Below are 23,110 nucleotides of genomic sequence, written 5' to 3'. Positions count from 1 at the left end.
CGAGTCGTGGCTCAACGATGTGACGTCGCTGTGGACGGTGTCAAGCACCGCAGGTCCGCAGGGGGGCGGGCGCGGGGTCGGTCGTCGCGTCTCGTGTCAGGTACGAGCGTTGTAGAGGGTGAGATAGCAGGCGAAGCGTTCCAGGTCGTCGTCCGGCCAGTCGGCGAGGCGGCTCAGGAAGGCCTGGTGCCGCCGCTCGCGGACGTCGGCGAGCAGCTGCGCGCCGGCCGCCGAGGGGCGGATGATCTGGCCGCGCAGGTCTTCCGGATCGGCGGTCCGTTCGACCAGGCCGAGCCGCTCCAGGGCGGAGATCTGCCGGCTGACGGTGGACTTGTCCAGCAGGAAGTGGGCGGCCAGGTCGGTGCCCCGGCAGCCGCCGCGCTCGTGCAGGTGGTCCAGCAGGGTGTAGGTGACCAGGGTCAGGCCGGGGTGGATCTGCGCCGTCACCGAGCGGGCGCGGCGGGCCACGGCGGTCAGCTCGCGCTGGATCGAGTCGATCGAATCGGCGCGGGCGGCGGCGGGCATGGGGGTGGCGGGCATGGGGGTGGGGGGCATGGGAGTGGGGGGCAGTGGGGTGGGGGTAGGCATCGGAACTCCTTCTTTGGTTGCATAATACAACCAAAGAAGGGGTTCCGCAGACCGGCCGTCAGCCGCGGTGCGGCAGTGGCAGCTCGAACCAGACCACCTTGCCGACCGCCTTGCGGCTGGTCCCCCAGCGCGCGGAGAGATGGCTGACCAGGCTCAGGCCGCGGCCGTCCTCGTCCAGTGCCTCGGAGGGCTCCAGCGACGGCAGGTTGTGGTCGTCGTCGCTGACTTCCACCAGCAGTTTGCCGACCCGCATCAACTGCAGTTCGACCCGGTCCTTGGCCACCCGGAGCGCATTGGTCACCAACTCGCTGACCAGCAGCTCCGTCGTCTCGCTCAGCTCCTCCAGGCCCCACAGCGCCAGCTGCTCACGGACCATCATCCGGGCCCGGTGCACCTCGGTGGAGTCGAGCTGCAGCGACCAGGAGATCACGTCCTGCGGCGGAATGCCGTCGAAGCGGGCGATCAGCAGCGCCAGGTCGTCGCTGCGGTCGTCGGTGTGCAGCCGCTCCAGCACCGTGTCGCAGACCTCGTCCGGGCTGCGCCGCGGGTCGACGATGTCGCCGCACAGGGCGGCCAGGCCGTCCCCTATGTCGCCGCCGCGCATCTCCACCAGGCCGTCGGTGCACAGCACCAGCATGCTGCCGTCGGAGACCTTGATCTCCCGGGAGGCGAACGGCACCCCGCCCACGCCGATCGGCGCGCCCGAGGGGATCTCCAGCAGCTCGCCGCGCCCGTCCGGGTGGACCAGAACCGGCGGCACGTGCCCGGCGCTGGCCAGCGTGCAGGTGCGGGCGATCGGGTCGTAGACCGCGTACAGGCAGGTCGCCAGGTGGTCGTCGCCGAGCCGCTGGGAGAGGTTGTCCAGGTGCCGCAGGATCTGGCCCGGCGGCAGGTCCAGGGCGGCCAGGGTCTGCATCGCGGTGCGGAAGCGGCCCATCGCCACCGCCGAGTGCAGGCCGTGGCCCATCACGTCGCCGACCACCAGCGCCACCCGGCTGCCCGGCAGCTGCACCGCGTCGAACCAGTCGCCGCCGACCTCGGCCCGGCGGTCGCCGGGGATGTAGCGGTGCGCGATCAGCACCCCGGGGATCTTCGGCGGACGGCTCGGCAGCATGCTGCGCTGCAGCGTCAGCGCCGTCTTGGCCTCCATCCGGTGCAGCCGCGCGTTGTCGATGGACAGCGCGGCGCGGGCGGCCAGTTCCCGCAGGTACGCGGCGTCGGTCTCGTCGAACGGCGGCTGGTCGGCGTTGCGCAGCAGCGTCAGGATGCCCAGCACGGTGCCGCGTGCCGCCAGCGGCAGCACCAGCATCGAGCGGCCCTCGAACAGTGGCGCCAGCAGGCTCGAGCCGCGCCCGACGGCGCACTCCTCGGCCACGGCCGGCTCGACCACCGGCACCAGCACCGGCTGGTTGCTCTGCAGCGCCAGGCCGGAGGGAGTGGTGCGGGACAGTGAGAACAGGGTGCCCTCGTGGACCTGGTGCTCCCAGCCGGCCAGCGACTCGCTGAAGGCGCGGGCCACCCGGCGCAGCTGGGTCTCGTCGTCGGGGCGGTCGCGCGGCAGCTCGGTGTCGACGATCAGCCGGTCACGCAGGTCGACGCAGGCGAAGTCGGCGATGCCGGGGACGACGACCTGGCACAGCTCATGGACCGTCACATCCAGGTCCAGGGTGGTGCCGATCCGGGCGCCGGCGTGGCTCAGCAGCCGCAATTGCTCATTGACGGGGTCCGCGGTGGGCAGTGGGACGGGAGTGCTGCCGTCGGCGAGTCCGGCCGGCAGCAGCAGCGTCGGGACCGTCGGAGGGCCGCTGAAGGGCCCGTCCTCGGTGCCGGGACGGCGCAGCCGGACGCCGACCGGCCGCTCGCCGCGGGGCTGCTCGGCGCGGACCTGCTCGCCGCGGGGCTGGGGGAACTCGCGGAGCCGTTCGGTGTGCGGGTCGGGCCCGTGCCCGGTCGGCCCCCCGTGTCCGGTCGAAAGGGAGTGCTCGTCGGGGAACTCCTGCGGCAGCACCGGCAGCCGCAGGGTGCCGTCGACCAGCAGCGCGGGTGCGCCCCCGGCCGCGATCTGCCCGATCAGCCGCAGCCGTCGGTCCTCCGCGGTACGGGGCAGCAGCGCGCTCAGCCGCTCGGCGGTGCGGGCCGAGTCGGCGACACCGGTCGGTGCGCACCGGGCCGGCGCCACCTGGAGGCCGCCCGCGCCGGTGGCGGCCGTGGCCGCGTAGGGCAGCAGCTGGTCGCCGAGGGCGATCCGGGGCCCGGAGGCCCGGAGCGGCCTGGCGTCGGCGGCCAGCACCAGCAGGCTGCGTCCGGCCGGCTCGATCAACCGGTAGGCCCAGCACAGGATGTCGACGGCCCGGCCGTCGCGGTCGGTCACCAGCAGCTCGCCGGACCAGGACGGGTTGTAGGAGGTGAGGTCGTCCAGCTGGTCCAGGGCGCTGCCGAGGCGGCCGGTCGAGGGGGAGGCCGACGGGGTGGTTCTGGCCAGCGGGAGCAGCCCGGCGGCGGGGCGGTCGAAGACATCGTCGCGGCGGTGGCCGAAGACCTCCTCGGCCGCGCGGTTCCAGTGGCACACGCGTCCGTCGGGATCGATCATCAGTGCGGCCAGCCGCACCACGGCGACCACACCGGGGGGCGCGGAACGCGCCGGATCGGCCGACGGCGGACTGCTCGGACGTGCCGCACTCGCCAGGTTCGCCGGGTTCGCCGGGTTCGCCGGGTTCATGGCCTCGTACGGGGCAGGAGAGCCAAGGGCGGAGTCGTTCAGGGCAGCCTTGCGCCGCCCTCGCTCAGGAGCCGCGAAGGTCTCTTCCGCCATACTCACCCTCTCTCGTGCACCTGCCGCTCCGAGCGCCGGCACCTACTGGAATACCCCAGGCAAGCATGAAACCTGCCTCCGCTGCCTGACATCGGGGAACATTTAGCTCGGCCAGTGGTGCACGCGGGCTCGCACGCCCTAGTGTGCGCCCTCGGGCACAACCCGGGGACAGTAGGGTGACGGGGCTGACACGCGGGACAAACAACAAGCAGTGAGGTTGCGAGATGGCTGCCGACAGTCCGGTCCGCTGGATCGATCCGGAGGAGCAGCAGCTCGAGGAGCAGATCGCGGAGACCGAGGCCCGATGGGTCGACGCCGAGGTCGAGGTCGAGACCCTGCGGGTGGAGCTGGACAATTTCGCCCTGGTCCACCACCAGCGCCTGGGCCCCATGTATGTGCGCCTGGACGAGCTGGACGCGCTGATCGCCGAGGCCACGGCGGCCCGGACCGGCGACCCCGAGGACATCAGGCGGGCCTTCGAGGCGCGCAACGTGGTCGAGCCGATGCCGGACCTGGAGGCCTTCTTCGCCGAGGCCGACGCGGCGGCCCGCGGTGAGTCGGACGGGGCGGCCGAGGGGGACGGGCCCGAACAGCCCGTCATTCCGCAGGCGCCGCAGCGGATCCGGCCCGACAAGGAGGCCCAGCGGCTCTACCGGGACCTCGCCCGCCGGGCCCACCCGGACCTGGCCCAGGACCCGGCCGAGCAGGAGCTCCGCGGCGCCTTCATCGCCCGGGTCAACGAGGCCTATGCGCGCGGGGACGTGCTGGCCCTGGCGGCGCTCGCCGAGGAGTGGGCCGGCGAGACCGGCGACACCGGGGCCCCGTCCGAGGGCACCCCGGAGCGGCTGGCCTGGCTGCGGCAGCGCCTGGACTGGCTGACCGCGCGGCTGCGCAGGATCGAGGAGGCCCGCGCGGAGCTCGTCGACAGCCCGATGGGGCAGCTGCTGATGCTGCTCCCCGACGACCCGGACGCGCTGCTGGAGGTGCTGGCCGAGCAGCTGCTGGAGTCGGTCGCGACCCGGCAGGCCGAACTGGACCGGCTGGTCGGCACGGTGTGACCGCCGTCGGCGACAATGGCAGTACCCGACCCCTGGAGAGTCAGATGTTCCACGCTTCCGTCCCCACTGTGGACGCCGCTTCCGTGCCCGCCGAGGGCGCCGCGCTGCTCGACGTCCGGGAGCAGGACGAGTGGGAGGCGGGCCATGTCGACGGGGCGCTGCACATCCCGATGGGCCAGCTGATGGCGCGGATCGAGGAGCTGCCGGAGCAGAAGCTCTATGTGCTGTGCCGGGTCGGCGGCCGCTCGGCCCAGGTGGTGCAGTACCTGGTGGCCCAGGGCCGGGACGCGGTGAACGTCGACGGCGGGATGTACGCCTGGGAGGCGGCCGGCCGGCCGATGACGAGCGCGGACGGCAACCCCTTCGTGCTGTAGGACCGGTCCGCCTCTTGCGTGAATTCCCCTGTGCGGCCCCTGTCGGGTCCGTCATGCTGGCCTGAGTGGACAACCGGCGCAAAGGGGCCAGATGAACTACGCACGACCGGTACTGCGCACCGACCGGATCGAACTGCGCGCGATCGGCCCCGACGCCGCCGAGGCGCTGGCGCGCGGCGGGGACGGCGGGTTCGACTGGGTCCCCGACGGCCCGTTCCAGGGCACCAGGGACGCCTGCGGCGGCGTGGTGAGAGCGGTCGAGGGGGGCGTGTTCGAGCCGGAGTGGGGTGTCTTCGCGATCGTCCGGCTGCAGGACGGGGCGGCCGTCGGCGGTGCGGGCTTCCACGGCCCGCCGAGCGGCGGCGGTGTCGAGATCGGCTACGACCTCGCCGCGTCAGCGCGCGGCAACGGCTATGTCACCGAGGCAGTACGGCTGTTGACGGCCTATGCGCTGGCCGGGGAGGGCGTCGCCCGGGTGGTCGCGCACACCGAGCCGGACAACACGGCCTCACAGGCCGTGCTGCTCCGGTCGGGCTTCCAGCGGGACGGGGTCGCCGACGACGGACTGCCCAGGTTCGTGCTGCGCTCGGCGGGGAGGTCGGTCGGGCGGCAGGCCGGGCAGGCAAAGGAACGGGCAGAGGACCGGTCAGAGGTTGCGCAGTAGCATCACCGGGGACTCCACCGCGTCGGCGACGAAGCGCAGGAAGGCTCCGGCGACCGCTCCGTCGCAGACCCGGTGGTCGAAGGTGAAGGACAGCTGCACCACCTGGCGGACCGCCAGCTCCCCCTGGTGCACCCAGGGCTTGGCCGCGATCCGGCCCACCCCGAGCATGGCTGCCTCGGGATGGTTGATGATCGGCGTCGAGCCGTCGACGCCGAAGACGCCGTAGTTGTTGAGGGTGAAGGTGCCGCCGGTGAGCTCGGCCGGGCTGAGCCGGCCCTCCCGGGCGGCCGCGGTGAGCCGGGACAACTCGGCGGCCAGCTGCCCGGTGCTGAGCAGGTGCGCGTCCCTGACCACGGGAACGGCGAGGCCGCGCGGGGTCTGCGCGGCGAAGCCCAGATGGACCGCGGAGTGGCGGCGGACGCCGGTGGCGGCTCCGTCCGGACCGGTCACCACGCTGGAGTTGAGCTCGGGGTGCCGGGCCAGCGCGGCGGTGCAGATCCGGGCCAGCAGGGCGAGCAGTCCGAGGTCCAAAGTCCTGCGGGCGGCCAGCAGTTCGGTGGCGTCGGCGTCCACCCAGCAGGTGGCGTCCGGGATCTCGCGTCGGCTGCGGGAGAAGGTCTCGGCGGCGAGGCGGGCGACGCCGCGCAGGGGGGTGACCTCCTCGGTCGGAGCAGCCGCTGCCTGGGGCGCCGTCCGAGGAAGCGTCACGTCGGCGCGCATGATCAGTCCGTCGGGGCCGCTGCCGGTGACGGTGGCGAGGTCGATGCCGTTCTCCCGGGCCAGTCGGCGCACCAGCGGGGAGATGACGGCGGGGACGGGTGCCGGAGCAGGTGCGAGGGCTGCCGCAACGCCGACGCGGCGGCGTCTGGTGGTGGACGGCTCGGCGGTGCCGTAGCCGACCAGGACGTTGCCCGAGCCCGAGCCCCCGGCCGGCTCGTCCGGTGCGGACGCCACCGCGACGGTGACCAGCGCCGCGCCCACCGGCACCTCGGTACCGGCCTCGCCGAAGCGGGAGGTGACCACGCCCGCGTAGGGGCAGGGCACCTCGACCACGGCCTTGGCGGTCTCCACCTCGGCGACCGGCTGGTCCACCTGGATCACGTCGCCCACCTCGACCAGCCAGCGGACGATCTCCGCCGAGGTCAGGCCCTCGCCGAGGTCGGGCAGCGGGAACTCGCGCACGGAAGGCATCGGGGCGATCACTGCTCCCACTGGAGTTTTGCCACGGCGTCGAGGATGCGATCCACCCCGGGCAGGTGGTGCTGCTCCAGCATCGGTGGCGGATAGGGGATGTCGAAGCCGGTGACCCGCAGTACCGGGGCGGCCAGGTGGTGGAAGCAGCGTTCGGTGACCCGGGCGGCGATCTCCGCGCCGACCCCGGCGAAGCCGGACGACTCGTGCACCACCACCGCGCGCCCGGTGGCCCGTACCGCCGCGGCGACCGTCTCGTCGTCGAACGGCGCCAGGCTGCGCAGGTCAACCACGGCCAGGTCCCAGCCCTCGGCGCGGGCGGCCTCGGCCGCCTCCAGGCACACCGGAAGGGACGGGCCGTAGGTCAGCAGGGTCGCCGAGGTGCCCTGGCGGCGGACCACGGCGCGTCCGATCGGCTCGACCTGGGCCGGGGCCTCGGCGGACCAGTCGTCCTTGGACCAGTAGAGCCGCTTGGGTTCCAGGAACACCACCGGGTCGTCGGAGGCGATGGCGGCCCGCAGCAGCCCGTAGCTGTCGGCCACGGTGGCCGGGGTGACCACGTGCAGCCCGGGGGTGTGGGCGTAGTAGGCCTCGGAGGAGTCGCTGTGGTGCTCCACGCCGCCGATGCCGCCGCCGTAGGGGATCCGTACGGTGATCGGCAGCGGCATCCGGCCGGCGGTGCGGTTGCGCATCCGGGCGACATGCGAGACGAGTTGCTCGAAGGCCGGGTAGGCGAAGGCGTCGAACTGCATCTCCACCACCGGGCGCAGCCCGTACATGGCCATGCCGACGGCGGTGCCGAGGATGCCGGCCTCGGCCAGCGGGGTGTCCAGGCAGCGGTCGGCGCCGAACTCGGCGGCCAGGCCGTCGGTGATCCGGAAGACCCCGCCCAGGGTGCCGACATCCTCGCCGAGGATGTGCACGGCGGGATCCTCGCGCAGCGAGTCGCGCAGGGCGCGGTTGAGGGCCGAGGCAAGGGTCGCGGTGCGGGGCGGCTGGGTGGGCTGGGCACGGGACGGGGCGGCGGTGGTCATCGTCGCTCCTCCGTCGCGGCCTCGGCCGCCAGCTCGGCGGCGAGCTGCGCCGCCTGCTCCCGCAGTTGCGGGGTGGGCTCGGCGTACACATGGGCGAACAGCGACATCGGGTCCAGCTGAGGTTTCACGTGAAACAACGTCCGCATACGATCGGCCAGTTCCTCGGCCTCGGCCGCCGCTTCTGCGACGTCGGCGTCGCCGATCACCCCGGCCTCGCGCAGATGGCGTTCCATCAGCGTCAGCGGGTCGCGTGCCTGCCAGCGCTCGACCTCCGCGGCACTCCGGTAGCGCCCGGCGTCGTCTGCGTTGGTGTGCGCCTCCAGGCGGTAGGTGACCGCCTCGACCAGTACCGGCCCGCGCCCGGTCCGGGCGTGCTCCACCGCCTCGCTGAGGACGGTGTGCACGGCGACCGCGTCGTTGCCGTCCACCAGGCGGCCCTGGATGCCGTAGCCGACTGCTTTGTGGGCCAGGGTCGGCGCCGCGGACTGCTTGGCGAGCGGGACGGAGATGGCGTAGCCGTTGTTCTGGACCAGGAAGACCACCGGGGCGTTCAGGACCCCGGCGAAGTTCAGCGCCTCGTGGAAGTCGCCCTCGCTGGTGCCACCGTCGCCCACCAGGGCCAGCGCCACGGTGGACTCCCCGCGCAGCCGGGCGGCATGGGCCAGGCCCACCGCGTGCGGCGCCTGGGTGGCCAGCGGGGTGGAGAGCGGCGCGACCTGGTGCTCGTAGGGGTCGTAGCCGCAGTGGGCGTTGCCGCGCAGCAGCGTCAGCGTCTGCAGCGGGTCCACGCCGCGGGAGACCACCGCGAGGGTGTCGCGGTAGCTGGGGAACAGCCAGTCGCCTGGACGCAGCGCGCTCGCCACGGCGATCTGACAGGCCTCCTGGCCGGTCGAGGCCGGGTAGACGGCCAGCCGGCCCTGCTTGGTGAGGGTGGTCGCCTGCTGGTTGAAGCGCCGTCCGACGACCAGCCGCCGGTGCAGGTCGCGCAGCAGTTCGCGGCCGCCGGGGGAGTCGGCGGTGCGGCGCAGGGCGGGCGTGCCGAGGATGCGCACCGGCTCGCTGTCGGGAAGCAGCGGTGCGGGGTCACGGCGCGGGCCGTGCGCGTCCGGCGTCCAGGCGGCCGCCAGGTCATGATCGAGAACGGTCATCGGGCTCCTCCGGTGCGGGCCACTGCTCCCTACCGATTGTTCGGTCGATTGATCGAATCGGCTACTGTCGCGAGCAAGTGGTGGACAAACGGCTGCTCCCGCGCTGTGCTGGAATCAGGGTGTCCACCAGGGGAGGCGAAAGAACCATGTCCGCTGAACAGATGGCCGGACCGGGTGAGCCCCGCCGAACCCGGCACTCGCCGCTGCCCCCCGTCCGGTCGGGATCGGCGGCCGAATGGATCGCCGAACGGGCCCGTCAGCGCTCCGCGTCGGCCGCTGTTCCCGGCTCGGTCGGCGGCCGGGCTGCGCATCCGGCGGCCCCCGCCGCGCGCCCCGGGGCCGGCCGTCAGGAGCCGGAGCGGAGGAGCGGCCGGAAGCCGGCCGGTTCGGCGTCCTCGTCGGGGTCCTCGTCACTGTCCGACGGGGTGGGGGGAAGCGGCACTGGTGGTGCGGATGCCGGGGGCTCCGACTCGCGTCAGCTGGACCGGATCGACCGGGCCATCCTGCGGCTGCTGCAGCAGGACGGGCGGGCCTCGATCCGCTCGGTCGCCGAGCGGGTCCATGTGTCCAGGGCCAATGCCTATGCGCGGATCGCGCGCATGGTCGAGTCCGGCGTGATCAGGGGGTTCACCGCGCGGGTTGACCATGAGCGGGCCGGGCAGGGCGCCTCCGCGTACATCACCCTGAAGATCGTTCAGAACTCCTGGCGCACCGTCAGGGGGCAGTTGCTGGAACTGCCGGGGGTCGAGCACATGGCCCTGGTCAGCGGGGAGTTCGACGTACTGATGCTGGTGCACACGGTGGACAACCGGGCCCTGCGCGAGCTGGTGCTGAACCGGATCCAGGCGATCCCGGAGGTGCTCGGCACGCACACCCTGCTGGTCTTCGACGAGACCGACCGGACGCCGGTGCTGCCGGACTGAGCACCCGGCGCCTGTCGTTCAGGGCGCGCGCAGCCCGCCGAAGGCGAGCAGGGTCACCGCGTCGGCGATGTGCTGCGCGGACTTCTCGTCCGGTCCCGGCCGGTACCACTCCACCAGGGAGTTGATCATGCCGTAGAGCAGCCGGGTGGCCAGCCTGGGCTCGATGTCGGCGCGCAGGTCGCCGTCGCGTACGGCCTCGGCCAGCAGCTCCGCGACCCGGTGGTCGTAGGCGCGGCGCTGCTGCAGCGCCCACTGCTCGGTGGCGGTGTTGCCGCGGACCCGCAGTAGCAGGGTGACGTACGGCAGTTCGGCGGCCAGCACCTCGGTGGTTCGGCGCACCACGTGCTCCAGCCGGTCGACCGCGCGGCCGGCGGTGGCGGCGGGCTCGTCCAGGATGCCGAACAGGCCGTCCAGGGCCCGGCCCACGGCCAGCCGCAGCAGCTCCTCCTTGCCGCGGACATGGTGGTAGATCGACGACTTGCTGATGCCGGCGGCCCGGGAGAGGTCCTCCATCGAAGTGCCGTCGTAGCCGCGCTCGTTGAACACCCGCACCGTCACCGCGAGCAGCGTCTCGACGGTGTAGGCGTCACGGCGCTGCACGCGCGGGTTGTCGACCATGCTGCGCAGCCTAGCGGCAGCCCCTGGGTGGCACCCACGGGGAGATAGTTGTACTGTCATAACGGTTATAGAAGTCCAACTGATGAAGCAGGTCGCCATGGAGGAAGCCGATATACCGGTCACCACCGGAGCACCGCTGAGCGCCCGAAGGCGCTTCCTGATCCTCGCCATCTGTTGCATGAGCCTGTTCATCGTCGGCCTCGACAACACGATCGTGAATGTGGCGCTCCCCTCCGTCCAGCGCGATCTGCACGCCTCCGTCTCCGGGCTGCAGTGGACGATCGACGCGTACACCCTGGTGCTGGCCAGCCTGCTGATGCTCTCCGGCTCCACCGGGGACCGGATCGGCCGGCGCCGGACCTTCCAGGCCGGTCTCGCCCTGTTCACCCTGGGCTCGCTGCTCTGCAGCCTCTCCCCCAGCCTGGGCTGGCTGATCGCGGCGCGGATGGTCCAGGCCGTCGGCGGTTCGATGCTCAACCCGGTGGCCATGTCGATCATCACCAACACCTTCACCGACCCCCGCGAGCGCGCCCGGGCCATCGGCGTCTGGGGCGGCACCGTCGGCGTCAGCATGGCGCTCGGACCGGTCCTCGGCGGGCTGCTGGTCGGGTCGGTCGGCTGGCAGTCGATCTTCTGGATCAACATCCCGGTCGGCATCGCCGCGCTGGTGCTGGCCGGACGCTTCGTGCCGGAGTCCAAGGCGGCGAAGGCGCGCCGGGTGGACCCGGTCGGCCAGCTGCTGGTGATCACCCTGCTGGCCTCGATCACCTACGGCATCATCGAGGCGCCCACGGCCGGCTGGACCTCGGTGCAGACCATCGGCTGCTTCGCCCTCGGCGTCGCCGCCCTGGCCGGGCTGCTGGCCTATGAGCCGCGCCGCGACGAACCCCTGATCGACCTGCGCTTCTTCCGCAGCGTCCCGTTCTCCGGGGCCACCGTGATCGCGGTATGCGGCTTCGCGGCGCTGGCCGGCTTCCTCTTCCTCAACACCCTCTACCTGCAGAACGCCCTCGGCTACAGCGCGCTGAGAGCCGGTCTCTACACCCTGCCGATGGCCGCGATGACGGTGGTGTTCGCGCCGCTGTCCGGACGGATCGTCGGCGCCCGCGGCCCACGCGTCCCGCTGATCGTCGCCGGGGTCACCATGTCCGCGAGCGGGCTGATGCTCACCGGGCTCAGCCTGACCACCCCGGTCGCCCAGCTGATGGCCGCCTACCTGCTGTTCGGCCTCGGCTTCGGGATGGTCAACGCGCCGATCACCAACACCGCCGTCTCCGGGATGCCGCGCAGCCAGGCCGGGGTGGCCGCCGCGGTCGCCTCGACCAGCCGTCAGGTCGGCCAGTCGCTGGGGGTCGCGGTCATCGTCTCCGTGGTGACCTCCTCGGTGCACGGATCCGCCGGCGCGGCGGCCTTCACCGAGGCCAGCCACGTCGGCTGGTGGATCACGGTGGGCTGCGGACTCGCGGTGCTGGTCCTGGGCGTGCTCACCACCGGCGCCTGGGCCCGGGGGACCGCCGCCCGCAACGCCGCCAGGCTCAGCGGGCCCGCGGCCGTCAGGACGGAGGTCGCCGCATGAGTGCCGCCGCAGAGGACGGGCAGCAGGGGCTGGTCGCCGCGACCCGGGCCTACCGGGTGATGCGCGAACTCGTGCTGGAGGAGGACGAGCGTCTGGTGCAGCTGGCCGAGGTGACCGGCATGAGCTTCATCCGCAGCAAGGTCCTGCGGCGGCTGGCGGCCGGGCCGCTGCGGATGAGCGAGCTCACCGCACGGCTACGGACCGACAAGCCGTACACCACGCTGGTCGTGGACGATCTGGAGCGGCGGGGTCTGGTCGTCCGCAGCGTCCACCCCGACGACCGCCGCTGCAAGATCGTGACGAACACGCCGGCCGGGCAGGAGATGGCGGAGCTGGCCGAGTCGATCCTGGCCCGGCCACCGCAGCGGCTGCTGGCGCTGGACCAGGAGGAGCTGGCGCTGCTGGAGCGGGTGCTGGGGAAGGTGACGGGGGCGTCCGCGTCCACCCCTTGAACCGACCGATCATTCGGTTAGTCTGAGTTCCGGCAGTGTAGCCAGGACTCACTGAGGAGTGCCTCCATGTCCCACGAGAAGTCCCCCGAGCAGTACGCCGAGCTGATCGACCGTCACCGGGCCACGCTGGACCAGGCCCTCGCCGCGCTCGCCGCACGCGACTACTGGTCGCCCTACCCCGAGTCGCCCCGGGCGTACGGGGAGCCGGTCGGGATGGACGCCCTGCAGGGTCGGGAGCTGCTGCTGGACCAGCCCGGGACGGACGGGCTGGTCGGTCCGGCGCCCGAGCAGGGCGGCGAGCAGTCGCCGTTCGGGCCCGCGCTGGGGGTGGCCTACCCGCACGCCGGCGACCCGGAGGCGCTGTTCGCGGCAGCCCGGGCCGCGCGCCCCGGCTGGGCCGCCGCCGGACCGCTCGCGCGGGCCGCGGTCTGCTGCGAGATCCTCGCCCGGATCAACGCCCGCTCCCCCGAGTTCGGCGCCGCCGTCATGCACACCACCGGACAGGCGGCCGGAATGGCCTTCCAGGCCGGCGGCCCGCACGCCCAGGACCGGGGCCTGGAAGCGGTGGCCTACGCGTACGCCGAGCAGACCCGGCTGCCCGAGCGCGCCGAGTGGACCAAGCCGCAGGGCAAGCGCGAACCACTGCGCCTGGTGAAGGAGTTCACCCCGGTGCCGCGCGGGACCGCGCTGCTGGTCGGCTGCAACACCTTCCCGACCTGGAACGGCTACCCGGGCCTGTTCGCCTCGCTGGCCACCGGCAACCCCGTCCTGGTCAAGCCGCACCCGCGGGCCGTGCTGCCGCTGGCGCTCACCGTCTCGGTCGCCCGCGAGGTGCTCGCCGAGGCCGGCTTCAGCCCGGACGTGGTGCTGCTGGCCGCCGAGCAGCCCGGGGAGGGCCTGGCGAAGACCCTCGCCCTGCACCCGGACGTGCGGATCGTCGACTACACCGGGTCCAGCGAGTTCGGCGACTGGCTGGAGCAGAACGCCCGGCAGGCGCTGGTCTACACGGAGAAGGCCGGGGTCAACACGATCGTGATCGACTCCACCGCCGACTACGCCGGGATGCTCGGCAACCTGGCCTTCTCGCTGGCGCTCTACAGCGGCCAGATGTGCACCACCCCGCAGAACCTGCTGCTGCCCCGGGCCGGACTGGACACCGACCAGGGGCACAAGACCTTCGCCGAGGTCGTCGCCGACCTCGGACGTTCGCTGGACCGGCTGCTCGGCGACGACGCCCGCGCGGCGGGGCTGCTCGGCGCGATCGTCAACCCGGGCGTGCTGCACCGGCTGGAGCAGGCGGAGAAGGGCGAGTTCGGGGAGCTGCTGCATGCGCCACGGGCCGTCGCGGTGCCGGAGTTCCCGGACGCGGTGGTCCGCACCCCGGCGCTGGTCGGCCTGGACATCGCCAGGGACGCCCTGCCCGGGGAGTGCTTCGGGCCGGTCGCCTTCGCGGTCGCGGTGGACTCCACCGCCCAGGCCGTCGAACTGCTGCGCGAGACCGTGCGCGAGCGCGGCGCGATGACCGCCGCCGCGTACACCACCTCCCTGGAGGTGGAGGCCGCCGTGGTGGACGCCTGCCTGGACTCGGGGGTGTCGCTGTCGCTGAACCTCACCGGGCAGGTCTACGTCAACCAGACCGCCGCCTTCTCCGACCTGCACGGCACCGGCGCCAACCCGACCGCCAACTCCGCCTACTGCGACGCGGCCTTCGTGGCCAACCGCTTCCGGGTCGTCGAGGTCCGGCGCGAGCTGCGGTAGCGCGGACCGGTAGCAGCAACCTGTCAAGGACGCGTACGGACGACTGACGCACTGCCTGCTGATGTGCGGCGACACCAGGGCCCAGACTCTAGGGAAACTGGTGAACGCCCCTCCGCTTCCGGGTTCGGGCGACCGATTCCGGAGCAGGGATGCCGCACATGACGCTCAAGCCGCAGGGGCCGCACGGGGATTCTCCCGTACGGCCCCTGCGGCTTTCGGCTGTCAGATGTGCAGGGCTTCTGTTGCGCCTTTTACATCCTGTATCTGGCTTTCGGGACGCCGGGTGACTCAGGGTGAGCGCTAATGCGGATCACGTTGCCAAATGGCGTGAACGATAACGATTCCGCTGTCGAACACGGCTGGAAGCCTGGAAACCGCAGCTTTTCGCCCTAATCTCGGTCCCCATCCCCTTCCGTGCCGCCTGACAGAAAGGCCACATCACTCCCATGAAGGGCCTCAGCCTCGAAGACCTGGCGCGGTTCACCAACCGCACCCGCGCCCGTTCCACCACCGCCGCGATGAGTCGCCGCTCGCTGCTCCGGGGTGCCACCGCGGGCGGTCTCGCCGTGGCGGGCGCCGGAGCGCTGTCGGCCTGCGGCGTCCAGGGGCATGTCGTCCCCGACGGCGCCAAGGCGACCGGACAGGCGGGCAAGGACCACTCGGCCACCGAGAAGAAGGTCGTCTGGGCGACCTGGCCGGCGTACATCGACATCCAGGACGACAAGCACCCCAGCGTGCACCCCACGCTGAACGCCTTCACCAAGCAGACCGGTATCCAGGTCGACTACCTGGAGATCATCAACGACAACAACGACTTCTACACCAAGGTCGACCCGTACCTGGTCAAGGGCATCGACACCGGGTACGACGTGCTGGTCGTCAGCGACTACATGGTGGCCAAGTACCGGACGTACGACTACATCCAGGAACTGGACCTCGCCAACATCCCCAACCACGGCAACCTGCTGCCGAGCGTCCTCAAGGACCCGGTCGACCCCGGCCGCCGCTTCTCCGTCCCCTGGGCCTACGGCTTCACCACCATCGCGTACAACACCAAGCTGGTGAAGACCCCGATCACCTCCATCGCCGAGGTGTTCACTCGGGCCGACCTGCACGGGAAGGTCTCGCTGTTCAGCGAGATGGAGGACACCGTGGCGCTGGCGCTGCTCGCCCTGGGCCACAACCCGGAGCAGTTCACCGACAAGCAGTTCAACGAGGCGCTGGAGTACGTGCGCAGGGCCCTGAGCTCGGGCCAGGTGCGGAACTTCACCGGCAACGACTACCTGAGCGACTTCCAGAACGGCAACACCGCCGTGACCATGGCCTACTCCGGCGACGTGGCCCAGCTCGGGGTGGACTACCTGGTCACCCTGGACCTCCCCAAGGAGGGACTGCTGGCCTGGTCCGACAACTGCGTCATCCCCAACTTCGCCCGGCACAAGACCAACGCCGAGAAGATGCTCAACTACTACCTCGAGCCGGATGTGGCGGCGCAGCTCTCCGACTACATCGACTACGTCCCCTCGGTCCAGGGCGCGGTGGCGGCGCTGCAGAAGCTGGACCCGCCGACGGCCGCCTCGCCGCTGATCGTCCCCACCAAGCAGATGCAGGCGAACGCGCACGGGTTCATGAAGCTCACCATCGCCCAGCTCGACGACTACACCAGCCGGTTCCAGCAGGCCATCGGCCAGTAGGCCGCCCGCCCCCCGTTCGACGGACACCTCACCGACGCCGATGCGAAAGAAGAATCTCGATGGGCTCCACTGACGTTATGGGCCGGACCGAGGGCGGCGACCTCCGCCTGGTCGGCCTCACCAAGCGCTTCGGCGCGTTCACGGCGGTCGACAGTATCGACCTGACCATCCCTCAGGGCTCCTTCTTCGCCCTGCTCGGCGCGTCCGGCTGCGGCAAGACGACGACGCTGCGGATGGTCTCCGGCCTGGAGGACCCGACGGCGGGCCAGATCTTCCTCGGTGACAAGGACGTCACTGACGCCAAGCCCTACCGGCGGCCGGTCAACACGGTGTTCCAGAACTACGCGCTCTTCCCGCACCTGGACATCTTCGAGAACGTCGCCTTCGGGCTCCGACGCCGCGGCTTCAAGAGCGTCAAGCCGCAGGTCGAGGCGATGCTCGAACTGGTCGAGCTGGGCCACCTGGCGAAGCGCAAGCCCACCCAGCTCTCCGGCGGCCAGCAGCAGCGCATCGCGCTGGCCCGGGCCCTGATCAACGAGCCCCAGGTGCTGCTGCTGGACGAGCCGCTGGGCGCGCTGGACCTCAAGCTGCGCCGTCAGATGCAGATCGAGCTCAAGCGGATCCAGACCGAGGTCGGCCTCACCTTCGTGCACGTCACCCACGACCAGGAGGAGGCCATGACCATGGCCGACACCATCGCGGTGATGAACCACGGCCGGATCGAGCAGCTGGGCTCCCCCGCCGAGCTCTACGAGAACCCGGCGACCACCTTCGTGGCCAACTTCCTCGGCCAGTCCAACCTGATCCCCGGAACGGTCGAGACGGCCACGGACGACGTGGTCACCGTCTCCGCGCACGGCCGCAAGCTCACCCTGGACGCCAAGCGCTGTCGCTCGGTGTCGGGCGAGGTGATCCTGGGTGTCCGTCCGGAGAAGGTTCAGCTCGCGGTGAGCGAGGCCGACGTCCCCAGCGGATTCAACGCACTCAGCGGCACCGTGTCCGACACCTCGTTCATCGGCGTCTCCACCCAGTACCTGGTCAGGCTGCCCTCGGGCGAGGAGCTCTCGGTCTTCGAGCAGAACACCGGCCGCGAGATCCAGCGCCCCGGCAGCGAGGTCTTCGTGCACTGGGACCCCAGCCAGGGCTTCGGCCTCGACGGCGCCCAGGACATCGAGGCGGGCGCGGCCCTGGACGAGGAGGGCGCCGCATGAGTACCGCCCTGCTCGACAAGGCCCCGGCGGCCGAGGCGCCCCCGGAGGACCGCAAGCCGCGCCGCAACATCACCCCCTGGGTGCTGCTGCTGCCCGGACTGCTGTGGCTGATCCTCTTCTTCCTGATCCCGATCCTCACCTCGGTGTCGGCGTCGGTCCAGACCGGCAACTTCGACGACGGCTTCAAGCTGACCTGGCACTGGGCCAACTACGCGGACGCGATCAAGCCGTACTGGCGCCAGTACCTGCACTCCGGGATCTTCTCGGTGGCGACCACGGTGCTCTGCCTGGCCCTGGGCTACCCGGTGGCGTACTTCATCGCCTTCAAGGGCGGCAAGTGGAAGTCGCTGCTGATGGCCCTGGTGATCGTGCCCTCCTTCACCAGCTTCCTGATCCGCACCATCGCCTGGAAGACCATCCTGGCGGACAACGGCTTCGTGGTCCGGGTCCTGAACGACCTGCACATCCTCGGGGTGACCCGCAGGCTGGGGATCACCGTGGGCACGCATGTGCTGGCCAGCCCCGGTGCGGTGGTCTGCGGCATGGTCTACAACTTCCTGCCGTTCATGATCCTCCCGCTGTACACCTCGCTGGAGAAGATCGACCCGCGGCTGCTGGAGGCCGGCAACGACCTCTACTGCGGCACCTTCCAGACCTGGCGCCGGATCACGCTCCCGCTGTCCATGCCCGGCGTGATCGGCGGCACCCTGCTGACCTTCATCCCGGCGATCGGCGACTACATCAACGCCCAGCTGCTCGGCAACGCCAACACCGGCGTGGTCGGCCAGAGCATCGAGAACCTGTTCCTGCGCAAGACCGACGGCTACCCGGTCGGCTCGGCGATGTCGGTCATCATGATGGTCGGCACGCTGGTGCTGGTCATGCTGTACATCCGCAAGGCCGGTACGGAGGACCTGATCTGATGGCGACTCAAACCGCTTCCCCGGCCCCGGTCTCCCCGGCGCCGATCTCCAAGGCACCGCTGAAGATCCGCCGCCGCAGCCCGCTCGCCTGGATCGGCGACCACGTCCTGCTCGCCGCCACCGTGGTGATCTTCATCTTCATGCTGCTGCCGAACGCCGTCATCCTGGTGATGTCGTTCAACCAGCCGATCGGCAAGTACGACTACACCTGGAACCAGTTCTCCACCGAGGCGTGGGCCCACCCCTGCGCCAACCAGGAACTGTGCAGCAGCATGGGCCTGTCCCTGGAGATCGGCCTGATCGCGACCCTGGTCTCCACCGCCCTGGGCACGATGATCGCCTTCGCGATGGTCCGGCACCGCTTCAAGGCCCGCTCCGGCATCAACGCCCTGCTGTTCCTGCCGATGGCCGCCCCCGAGGTGGTCATGGGCGCCACCCTGACGGCGCTGTTCTTCAACACCATCGGCCCGGGCTCGCTGGGCTTCTGGACCATCACCATCGCGCATGTGATGTTCTGTCTCAGCTATGTGGTGGTGACCATCAAGTCCCGGCTGGCGGGCATGGACCCGACGCTGGAACGGGCCGCGCAGGACCTCTACGCCACCCCGACGCAGACGTTCATGAAGGTGACCCTGCCGCTGGTCGCCCCCGGCATCGCCGCCGCCGCGCTGCTGGCCTTCGCGCTGTCGATCGACGACTACATCATCACCGCGTTCACGGCCGGCCAGCGCACCACCTTCCCGATGTACATCTTCGGCTCGGTGCAGCGGTCGTACCCGGCGCAGATCAATGTGATCGGCTCGATCATGCTGATCGGCACGATGGTGATCATCGCCGTGTCGACGGTCCTCGGTAGGATGCGGGCGACGCGGAGGTAGGGCGCGCTGTCAGCCGCGCTGTCGGCAACGTGCCTTGTCCCGCTGGCTTCTCAGCTCAGCGGGACAAGGCACGTTGTGCGTTCGCTGCCGCCGTGCCGAGGTCAGTGCGGCGGTACCGGATCTCGTGGCGGTGGCGCTCGCCGACGACGAAGCCGGCGTCGCGGAGGATGGTCAGATGCTCGGAGACCGTGCCGGGGGCGAGCGCGTAGCGGTGCGCGAGGAACTGGGTGCTGGCCGGGCTGTTCAGGCCGGTGAGGAGGGCGGCGCGGGTGCGCCCGATCAGCCGGGCGAGGGCGGCGGTGCCGTCCGTGGTCGGGGCATCGGCGGACCGGGACGGCCAGAGGGTGCCCAGACCCCGGACCGGGTAGACCACGGTGGGCTGCCAGGGCGGGTCGACGATGACCACGACCTCCTGCCACTTGAAGGCGCTGGGCATCAGCACCAGCCCCTCGCCGTCCAGGTCCCGGTGGTCGTCCTCGCCGCACACCCGGGTCAGCACATTGCCCTGCCAGCGCAGCATCGGGTGCAGTTCGGCGAAGAGCCGGTCCAGGCCGCCCTCGGCCAGGCGTCGGCTCTGGAACGCCACATCGGCGTCCAGCAGCGCCCGCACCTGTGGCCACACCGGTTCGACCAGCGCGGTCCAGGCGGTGCGGATCAGCCCGGTGATCAGCTGGAGCACCTCCGCGGGATCGCCGAGCAGCAACCGTCGCCCGGTGGCGGACTCGGCGGCGCCGGGGGTCTCCCGGAGCGAGCGAACGATCTCGGCGCGGACCTGTGCGGGCGGGGTGGCGGCGATCCGGGTGAGCTCGTCCTCGAACCGGGCCTGCGGGCCGGTGGGCGGCGGCGAGAGGAAGTCGGGGGTGTAGCCGCGGCGCGGCTGCAGCAGGGTGAGCGGACGCAGGTCGGGGGCGTCGGGCCGGTCCAGGAGGGGGCGGACGGAGTCCAGCCAGGGGCGGTGGTGGTCCGGCGGCTGCTGGCCCGTGGTGACCCGCACGGCGGACAGGGTCTCGAAGGCGGGCGACACGGCGAACCGGCACCGCCGCAGGTCAGCCGGGCTGAAGCGGAGGGTGACGGCGATGGGGAGCTCCGGCGGGGGGGAGGGACGGCAGTGATTCGGCTTCAACCTAATCACTGGCGTCCGACCGGGCAAGGTCGCCAAGCTCCTCCCATGACCACTGCAATCAGCGAAGAATGGGACCAGCGCAGCATCGCCCTCTGGCTGGAGTTCCCCGCGCTGCCCGAGGAGGAGTTCCGGGCCCGGCACGAGAAGCTGCTCGGCGAGCTCCCCGAGGGTCACCCGGTGCTGCTGTTCGAGCGCGGCGCCTTCCAGGACTCCACCGGCCACTCCGACCTGGCCGTGCCGCTCTACCAGCAGGCGCTGGCGGCCGGACTCGACGGCGAGCGGCGGCGCCGGGTGGCGATCCAGATGTCCAGCTCACTGCGGAACATGGGCCGCCCGGAGGAGGGCGTGGCGCTGCTGCGCGCCGAGCGGGAGCGCGGCTCGGACCACCTGGACGACGCCATCAGCGCGACCCTCGCCCTCTGCCTGGTCGACTCCGGGCACGAGCGCGAGGCCGTCGCGGAGGCGGTGGCGGCGCTCGCCCCGCACCTGCCGCGCTACCAGCGGTCGATGGCGAACTACGCCCGGCTGCTGCTGGAGCCGGAGCCGGAGCAGCCGGTGGAGGAGCCGGTGGAGTAGCCGGACGTAGTGTTGACCGGGTGACGGACGTGACACAGGTGACCCAGGCGACGGCGCGGTGGCGCACCGAGGCGGCGGGGGACGGTGTGCTGCTGGACGGGTTCCATGCGCTCAAGCACGCGCTGAGGTTCGGCGCCGAGGTGACGGTGGTGCTGACCAGCGACCGATCCGGGGTGGCGCAACTGGCCGCAGAGCTGGCGCCGGACGTGGCTGCCGCGGTGGACGCGCTGGCGGTCGAGGTCCCGGCGACGGTGCTGCGCGAACTCGTCCCCCGGCTCCACCCGACCGGCATCGCCGCCCTGGCGGCGCGCCCTCCCCGCGCCGCCAACCTCGCAGCACTCGCCCGACGCCCGCGCACCGCGCCCGTCGTCGTCCTCGACAACCCCCGCAACCTCGGCAACATCGGCGCCGTCGTCCGCCTCGCGGCCGGCTTCGGCGCGACCGGGGTCGTGACGACGGGGGACGTCGACCCCTGGCACCCGACCGTGGTCCGGGCCGGCGCAGGGCTCCATTTCGCCACGTCAGTCGAGCAGTTGACGCTCAGCCAGCTCCCGGACGGCCCGCTCTACGTCCTCGACCCGGAGGGCGACGACATCCGCACCGTGCCCTTCCCGGACGACGCCCTCATCGCCTTCGGCTCGGAACGGCACGGGATCTCGGAGGAGTTGCGGGGAATGGCGACGCGGGTGGTGGCGGTACCGATGCGCCCCCAGGTGTCCAGCTTCAACCTGGCGACGAGCGTGGGGATGGGACTGTTCCACTGGATGTCGGGGGTGGGGCGGGGGTCTGTGGGCGGGGGAGGCGGGGCGGCGTCCGCTGGTGCAGCGGAGTCCCTCTAGCGGCCGAGCCCCCGTCCCGACGCCGTCTGTGACGTGCGCGGTTGCTCCCGCTTACCGTCCGTCGCCTCCGTGGGGCACGATGGTCGGTCCCGGTCTGAGGTGGCTCGGCTCCGCCTCGCGGCAACCACGACGAGCGGGGCGGTTGGTGGGGCGTGCGTTGCCGGGTGGCGCGCCGGCGGTGGGACTGCAGAAACCTTTCTTCGAGCCGGATTGCCCATGCTGGGGGGAGTTACAACCATGCTGGGGTGAATTACACCCATATATGGTTGCTACGCCCCCCAGCCTGGTTGTAACTCTCCCCAGCTAACCCATATGGGGGACACACTCACCCCGCCCCGCGCCCCCGGCGAGCGCTCCGCGCCGGGCCGGGCCGCCCCCGGCTCTTGTCGCGCGGCGAAGCCGCTTCCTTCCGGGCGCGAGCCCGGGAAACGGCGCCCGGCACGCCCCACCGCACGCTGCCGTTGCAAGCGTGGAGCGCCACCCCCGCCCACCGCCAAACGCTCCGCGCCAGAGCGCCCCGCCCCCGGCCCTTGCCGCGCGGCGGAGCCGCTTCTGTCCGGGCGTGAGCCCGGGAGACGGTGGTCAACTCGCCTCACCCCACGCTGCCGTTGCAAGCGTGGGGCGTCCCCGCGCTGGAGCTTCGCCCGGCAATGCACGCTCCGCGCAAAGATGCCGCTCCCCGCCGTAGTTGGCGCTTTGCGGCGGAGCCGCGAGATGGTGGGTGAGGTCGCGGCATGTGAGTGCCGTTGCAGGTGTGGGGCGACCAACCCTGATGCCTGCCTGCGGGGCTATCCCGCTTCCACCCCCATCTCCTTGAGCAGTGCGGCGATCTCCTTCGCCGTTCCCAGGACCCGGGCCTGACCGATCTTCAGGGACAGCAACCCCGCCGACAGGGGGGCCTGCGGCGGCGTCGGCGGCTGGGGCGGGGCGGTCGGGGTCTCGGGCTCTCGGGGGGCGGCGAGGCGGCGGACCACGTCGACGAAGCGGATGGTGCCGCAGCTGCGGATGCCCTTGCCGCCCCGGATGCCGACGCGCTTCACTTCCGGGCAGCGGAAGTAGGGGCCGAAGGCCGTCCCGCTGTCCTCACCGCGCCTGGGGACGCACGCCTCCGTACGCCCGTGCGGGCAGTGCACGGAGCCGTCGGTGAGGACGCGGAAGTCGCCCTCGGAGACTCCGTCGATGCGGGCGACGAGGTCGACAGGCTGATGCCCGATCGCCTCGGCGAGGGTCTCCGCCATCCGCCGTCGTTCGCCGTCGACATCGGTGTCGCCACGGCGGAGGGAGGGGAGGAGCTCGGAGGTGACCCACTGCTGGAAGGGCTGGGCGGAGGGCTTCTTTGAACGCATGATGAGCGTGTAGAGCCCGCTCTCGCTGACCAGGTTGAGGGTTTGGTTTCCTCGGCCGTAGGCATTGCGACCTGTGGTTTCCTTGTATGCCTCGCTTGAAGTGAGGCATACGGTTCGCATGTCGATGGTCTGCGTCTCGGCTCGCTGGAGCGACTTCACCGCATCGCTCGGATTGTTTCGCCCCAGGATCTTGCAGACGTCCGCCGTGGCGAACCAGGGCTCGCCGTCGATCATGATGACGCGGACCGGCTGCCCGGTGACCGGGAAGGCCGAGTGTTGCAGGGTGGGCTGCTCGGTGCGTTGCATGACGTCCCTCTCAGGTGA

General features: G+C 71.5%; 21 protein-coding genes. 13 read left to right on the top strand and 8 right to left on the bottom strand.

What is annotated here, in order from left to right; all coding sequences use genetic code 11:
- Positions 1 to 96: 96 nt before the first annotated feature.
- Complete coding sequence (locus ABH941_RS18455) at positions 97 to 540, bottom strand: MarR family winged helix-turn-helix transcriptional regulator (protein WP_370130556.1); 444 nt, start codon at positions 538 to 540, stop codon at positions 97 to 99.
- Between the two features lie 106 nt (positions 541 to 646).
- Positions 647 to 3,400 (bottom strand): SpoIIE family protein phosphatase, encoded by a 2,754-nt coding sequence (locus ABH941_RS18450; protein WP_370130445.1) that lies wholly within the window; start codon positions 3,398 to 3,400, stop codon positions 647 to 649.
- A 224-nt stretch (positions 3,401 to 3,624) separates the two neighbouring features.
- Between ABH941_RS18450 and ABH941_RS18445 the strand changes: the two genes are divergently transcribed.
- From ABH941_RS18445 to ABH941_RS18435, 3 genes are all read left to right on the top strand, one after another.
- On the top strand, positions 3,625 to 4,458 hold the full coding sequence (locus ABH941_RS18445; protein WP_370130444.1) for a hypothetical protein: 834 nt from the start codon (positions 3,625 to 3,627) through the stop codon (positions 4,456 to 4,458).
- A 44-nt stretch (positions 4,459 to 4,502) separates the two neighbouring features.
- Entirely contained in the window at positions 4,503 to 4,832 is a 330-nt protein-coding gene (locus ABH941_RS18440; RefSeq protein ID WP_134002507.1) for a rhodanese-like domain-containing protein, read from the top strand.
- Between the two features lie 91 nt (positions 4,833 to 4,923).
- Entirely contained in the window at positions 4,924 to 5,496 is a 573-nt protein-coding gene (locus ABH941_RS18435) for a GNAT family N-acetyltransferase (RefSeq protein WP_370130443.1), read from the top strand.
- Here ABH941_RS18435 and ABH941_RS18430 read toward each other — a convergent pair.
- The 3 genes from ABH941_RS18430 to pdhA are packed head-to-tail and all read right to left on the bottom strand — an operon-like array spanning position 5,479 to position 8,869.
- Positions 5,479 to 6,687 carry a dihydrolipoamide acetyltransferase family protein gene (locus tag ABH941_RS18430; protein ID WP_370130442.1) on the bottom strand — a complete coding sequence of 403 codons (1,209 nt, stop codon included), beginning with the start codon at positions 6,685 to 6,687 and terminating at the stop codon, positions 5,479 to 5,481. The two genes, ABH941_RS18435 and ABH941_RS18430, sit on opposite strands and share 18 nt — an antisense overlap.
- Positions 6,688 to 6,695: 8 nt before the next feature.
- A complete protein-coding gene (locus ABH941_RS18425) occupies positions 6,696 to 7,721 on the bottom strand; it encodes an alpha-ketoacid dehydrogenase subunit beta (protein ID WP_370130441.1) in 1,026 nt (341 codons plus the stop codon).
- On the bottom strand, positions 7,718 to 8,869 hold the full coding sequence (gene pdhA, locus ABH941_RS18420) for a pyruvate dehydrogenase (acetyl-transferring) E1 component subunit alpha (RefSeq protein WP_370130440.1): 1,152 nt from the start codon (positions 8,867 to 8,869) through the stop codon (positions 7,718 to 7,720). The genes ABH941_RS18425 and pdhA overlap by 4 nt, the downstream gene beginning before the upstream one ends.
- Positions 8,870 to 9,282: 413 nt before the next feature.
- Between pdhA and ABH941_RS18415 the strand changes: the two genes are divergently transcribed.
- Complete coding sequence (locus tag ABH941_RS18415; protein ID WP_370130555.1) at positions 9,283 to 9,792, top strand: Lrp/AsnC family transcriptional regulator; 510 nt, start codon at positions 9,283 to 9,285, stop codon at positions 9,790 to 9,792.
- Between the two features lie 18 nt (positions 9,793 to 9,810).
- Here ABH941_RS18415 and ABH941_RS18410 read toward each other — a convergent pair whose 3' ends face one another.
- On the bottom strand, positions 9,811 to 10,410 hold the full coding sequence (locus ABH941_RS18410; RefSeq protein ID WP_370130439.1) for a TetR/AcrR family transcriptional regulator: 600 nt from the start codon (positions 10,408 to 10,410) through the stop codon (positions 9,811 to 9,813).
- 97 nt (positions 10,411 to 10,507) lie between these two features.
- On the opposite strand from ABH941_RS18410, the gene ABH941_RS18405 reads away from it, so the two are divergent.
- The 7 genes from ABH941_RS18405 to ABH941_RS18375 all read left to right on the top strand — a co-directional run bounded on the left by ABH941_RS18405 (position 10,508) and on the right by ABH941_RS18375 (position 18,902).
- Complete coding sequence (locus ABH941_RS18405) at positions 10,508 to 11,986, top strand: MFS transporter (protein ID WP_370130554.1); 1,479 nt, start codon at positions 10,508 to 10,510, stop codon at positions 11,984 to 11,986.
- Positions 11,983 to 12,438 carry a MarR family winged helix-turn-helix transcriptional regulator gene (locus tag ABH941_RS18400; protein ID WP_370130437.1) on the top strand — a complete coding sequence of 152 codons (456 nt, stop codon included), beginning with the start codon at positions 11,983 to 11,985 and terminating at the stop codon, positions 12,436 to 12,438. The genes ABH941_RS18405 and ABH941_RS18400 overlap by 4 nt, the downstream gene beginning before the upstream one ends.
- Positions 12,439 to 12,504: 66 nt before the next feature.
- On the top strand, positions 12,505 to 14,196 hold the full coding sequence (gene paaN, locus ABH941_RS18395; protein WP_370130436.1) for a phenylacetic acid degradation protein PaaN: 1,692 nt from the start codon (positions 12,505 to 12,507) through the stop codon (positions 14,194 to 14,196).
- 446 nt (positions 14,197 to 14,642) lie between these two features.
- The gene (locus ABH941_RS18390; RefSeq protein ID WP_370130434.1) at positions 14,643 to 15,890 is read left to right on the top strand and encodes a spermidine/putrescine ABC transporter substrate-binding protein; all 1,248 of its coding nucleotides are present in this window, start codon (positions 14,643 to 14,645) and stop codon (positions 15,888 to 15,890) included.
- Positions 15,891 to 15,949: 59 nt separating this feature from the next.
- The gene (locus tag ABH941_RS18385) at positions 15,950 to 17,101 is read left to right on the top strand and encodes an ABC transporter ATP-binding protein (RefSeq protein WP_370130432.1); all 1,152 of its coding nucleotides are present in this window, start codon (positions 15,950 to 15,952) and stop codon (positions 17,099 to 17,101) included.
- Positions 17,098 to 18,024 carry an ABC transporter permease gene (locus ABH941_RS18380; protein WP_370130431.1) on the top strand — a complete coding sequence of 309 codons (927 nt, stop codon included), beginning with the start codon at positions 17,098 to 17,100 and terminating at the stop codon, positions 18,022 to 18,024. The genes ABH941_RS18385 and ABH941_RS18380 overlap by 4 nt, the downstream gene beginning before the upstream one ends.
- Positions 18,024 to 18,902 (top strand): ABC transporter permease, encoded by an 879-nt coding sequence (locus tag ABH941_RS18375; RefSeq protein WP_370130430.1) that lies wholly within the window; start codon positions 18,024 to 18,026, stop codon positions 18,900 to 18,902. Before ABH941_RS18380 ends, ABH941_RS18375 begins: the two co-directional genes overlap by 1 nt.
- Before the next feature lie 55 nt (positions 18,903 to 18,957).
- Here ABH941_RS18375 and ABH941_RS18370 read toward each other — a convergent pair whose 3' ends face one another.
- Positions 18,958 to 19,926: a DUF5937 family protein gene (locus ABH941_RS18370; protein ID WP_370130429.1), complete on the bottom strand. Its 969-nt coding sequence runs from the start codon at positions 19,924 to 19,926 to the stop codon at positions 18,958 to 18,960.
- Positions 19,927 to 20,070: 144 nt separating this feature from the next.
- Between ABH941_RS18370 and ABH941_RS18365 the strand changes: the two genes are divergently transcribed.
- The gene (locus ABH941_RS18365; protein WP_370130428.1) at positions 20,071 to 20,601 is read left to right on the top strand and encodes a tetratricopeptide repeat protein; all 531 of its coding nucleotides are present in this window, start codon (positions 20,071 to 20,073) and stop codon (positions 20,599 to 20,601) included.
- Positions 20,602 to 20,621: 20 nt separating this feature from the next.
- A complete protein-coding gene (locus ABH941_RS18360; RefSeq protein WP_370130427.1) occupies positions 20,622 to 21,440 on the top strand; it encodes a TrmH family RNA methyltransferase in 819 nt (272 codons plus the stop codon).
- A 788-nt stretch (positions 21,441 to 22,228) separates the two neighbouring features.
- On the opposite strand, the gene ABH941_RS18355 is transcribed toward ABH941_RS18360, so the two are convergent.
- Positions 22,229 to 23,092, bottom strand: a complete 864-nt coding sequence (locus ABH941_RS18355; protein ID WP_370130426.1) for a Bro-N domain-containing protein — start codon at positions 23,090 to 23,092, stop codon at positions 22,229 to 22,231.
- Positions 23,093 to 23,110 lie beyond the last annotated feature (18 nt).

This window comes from Streptacidiphilus sp. EB103A (assembly GCF_041261405.1).
Lineage (GTDB): Bacteria > Actinomycetota > Actinomycetes > Streptomycetales > Streptomycetaceae > Streptacidiphilus.
Note: the sequence above shows the minus strand (reverse complement) of the source record. Positions and strands in the feature narration are given on the sequence as shown.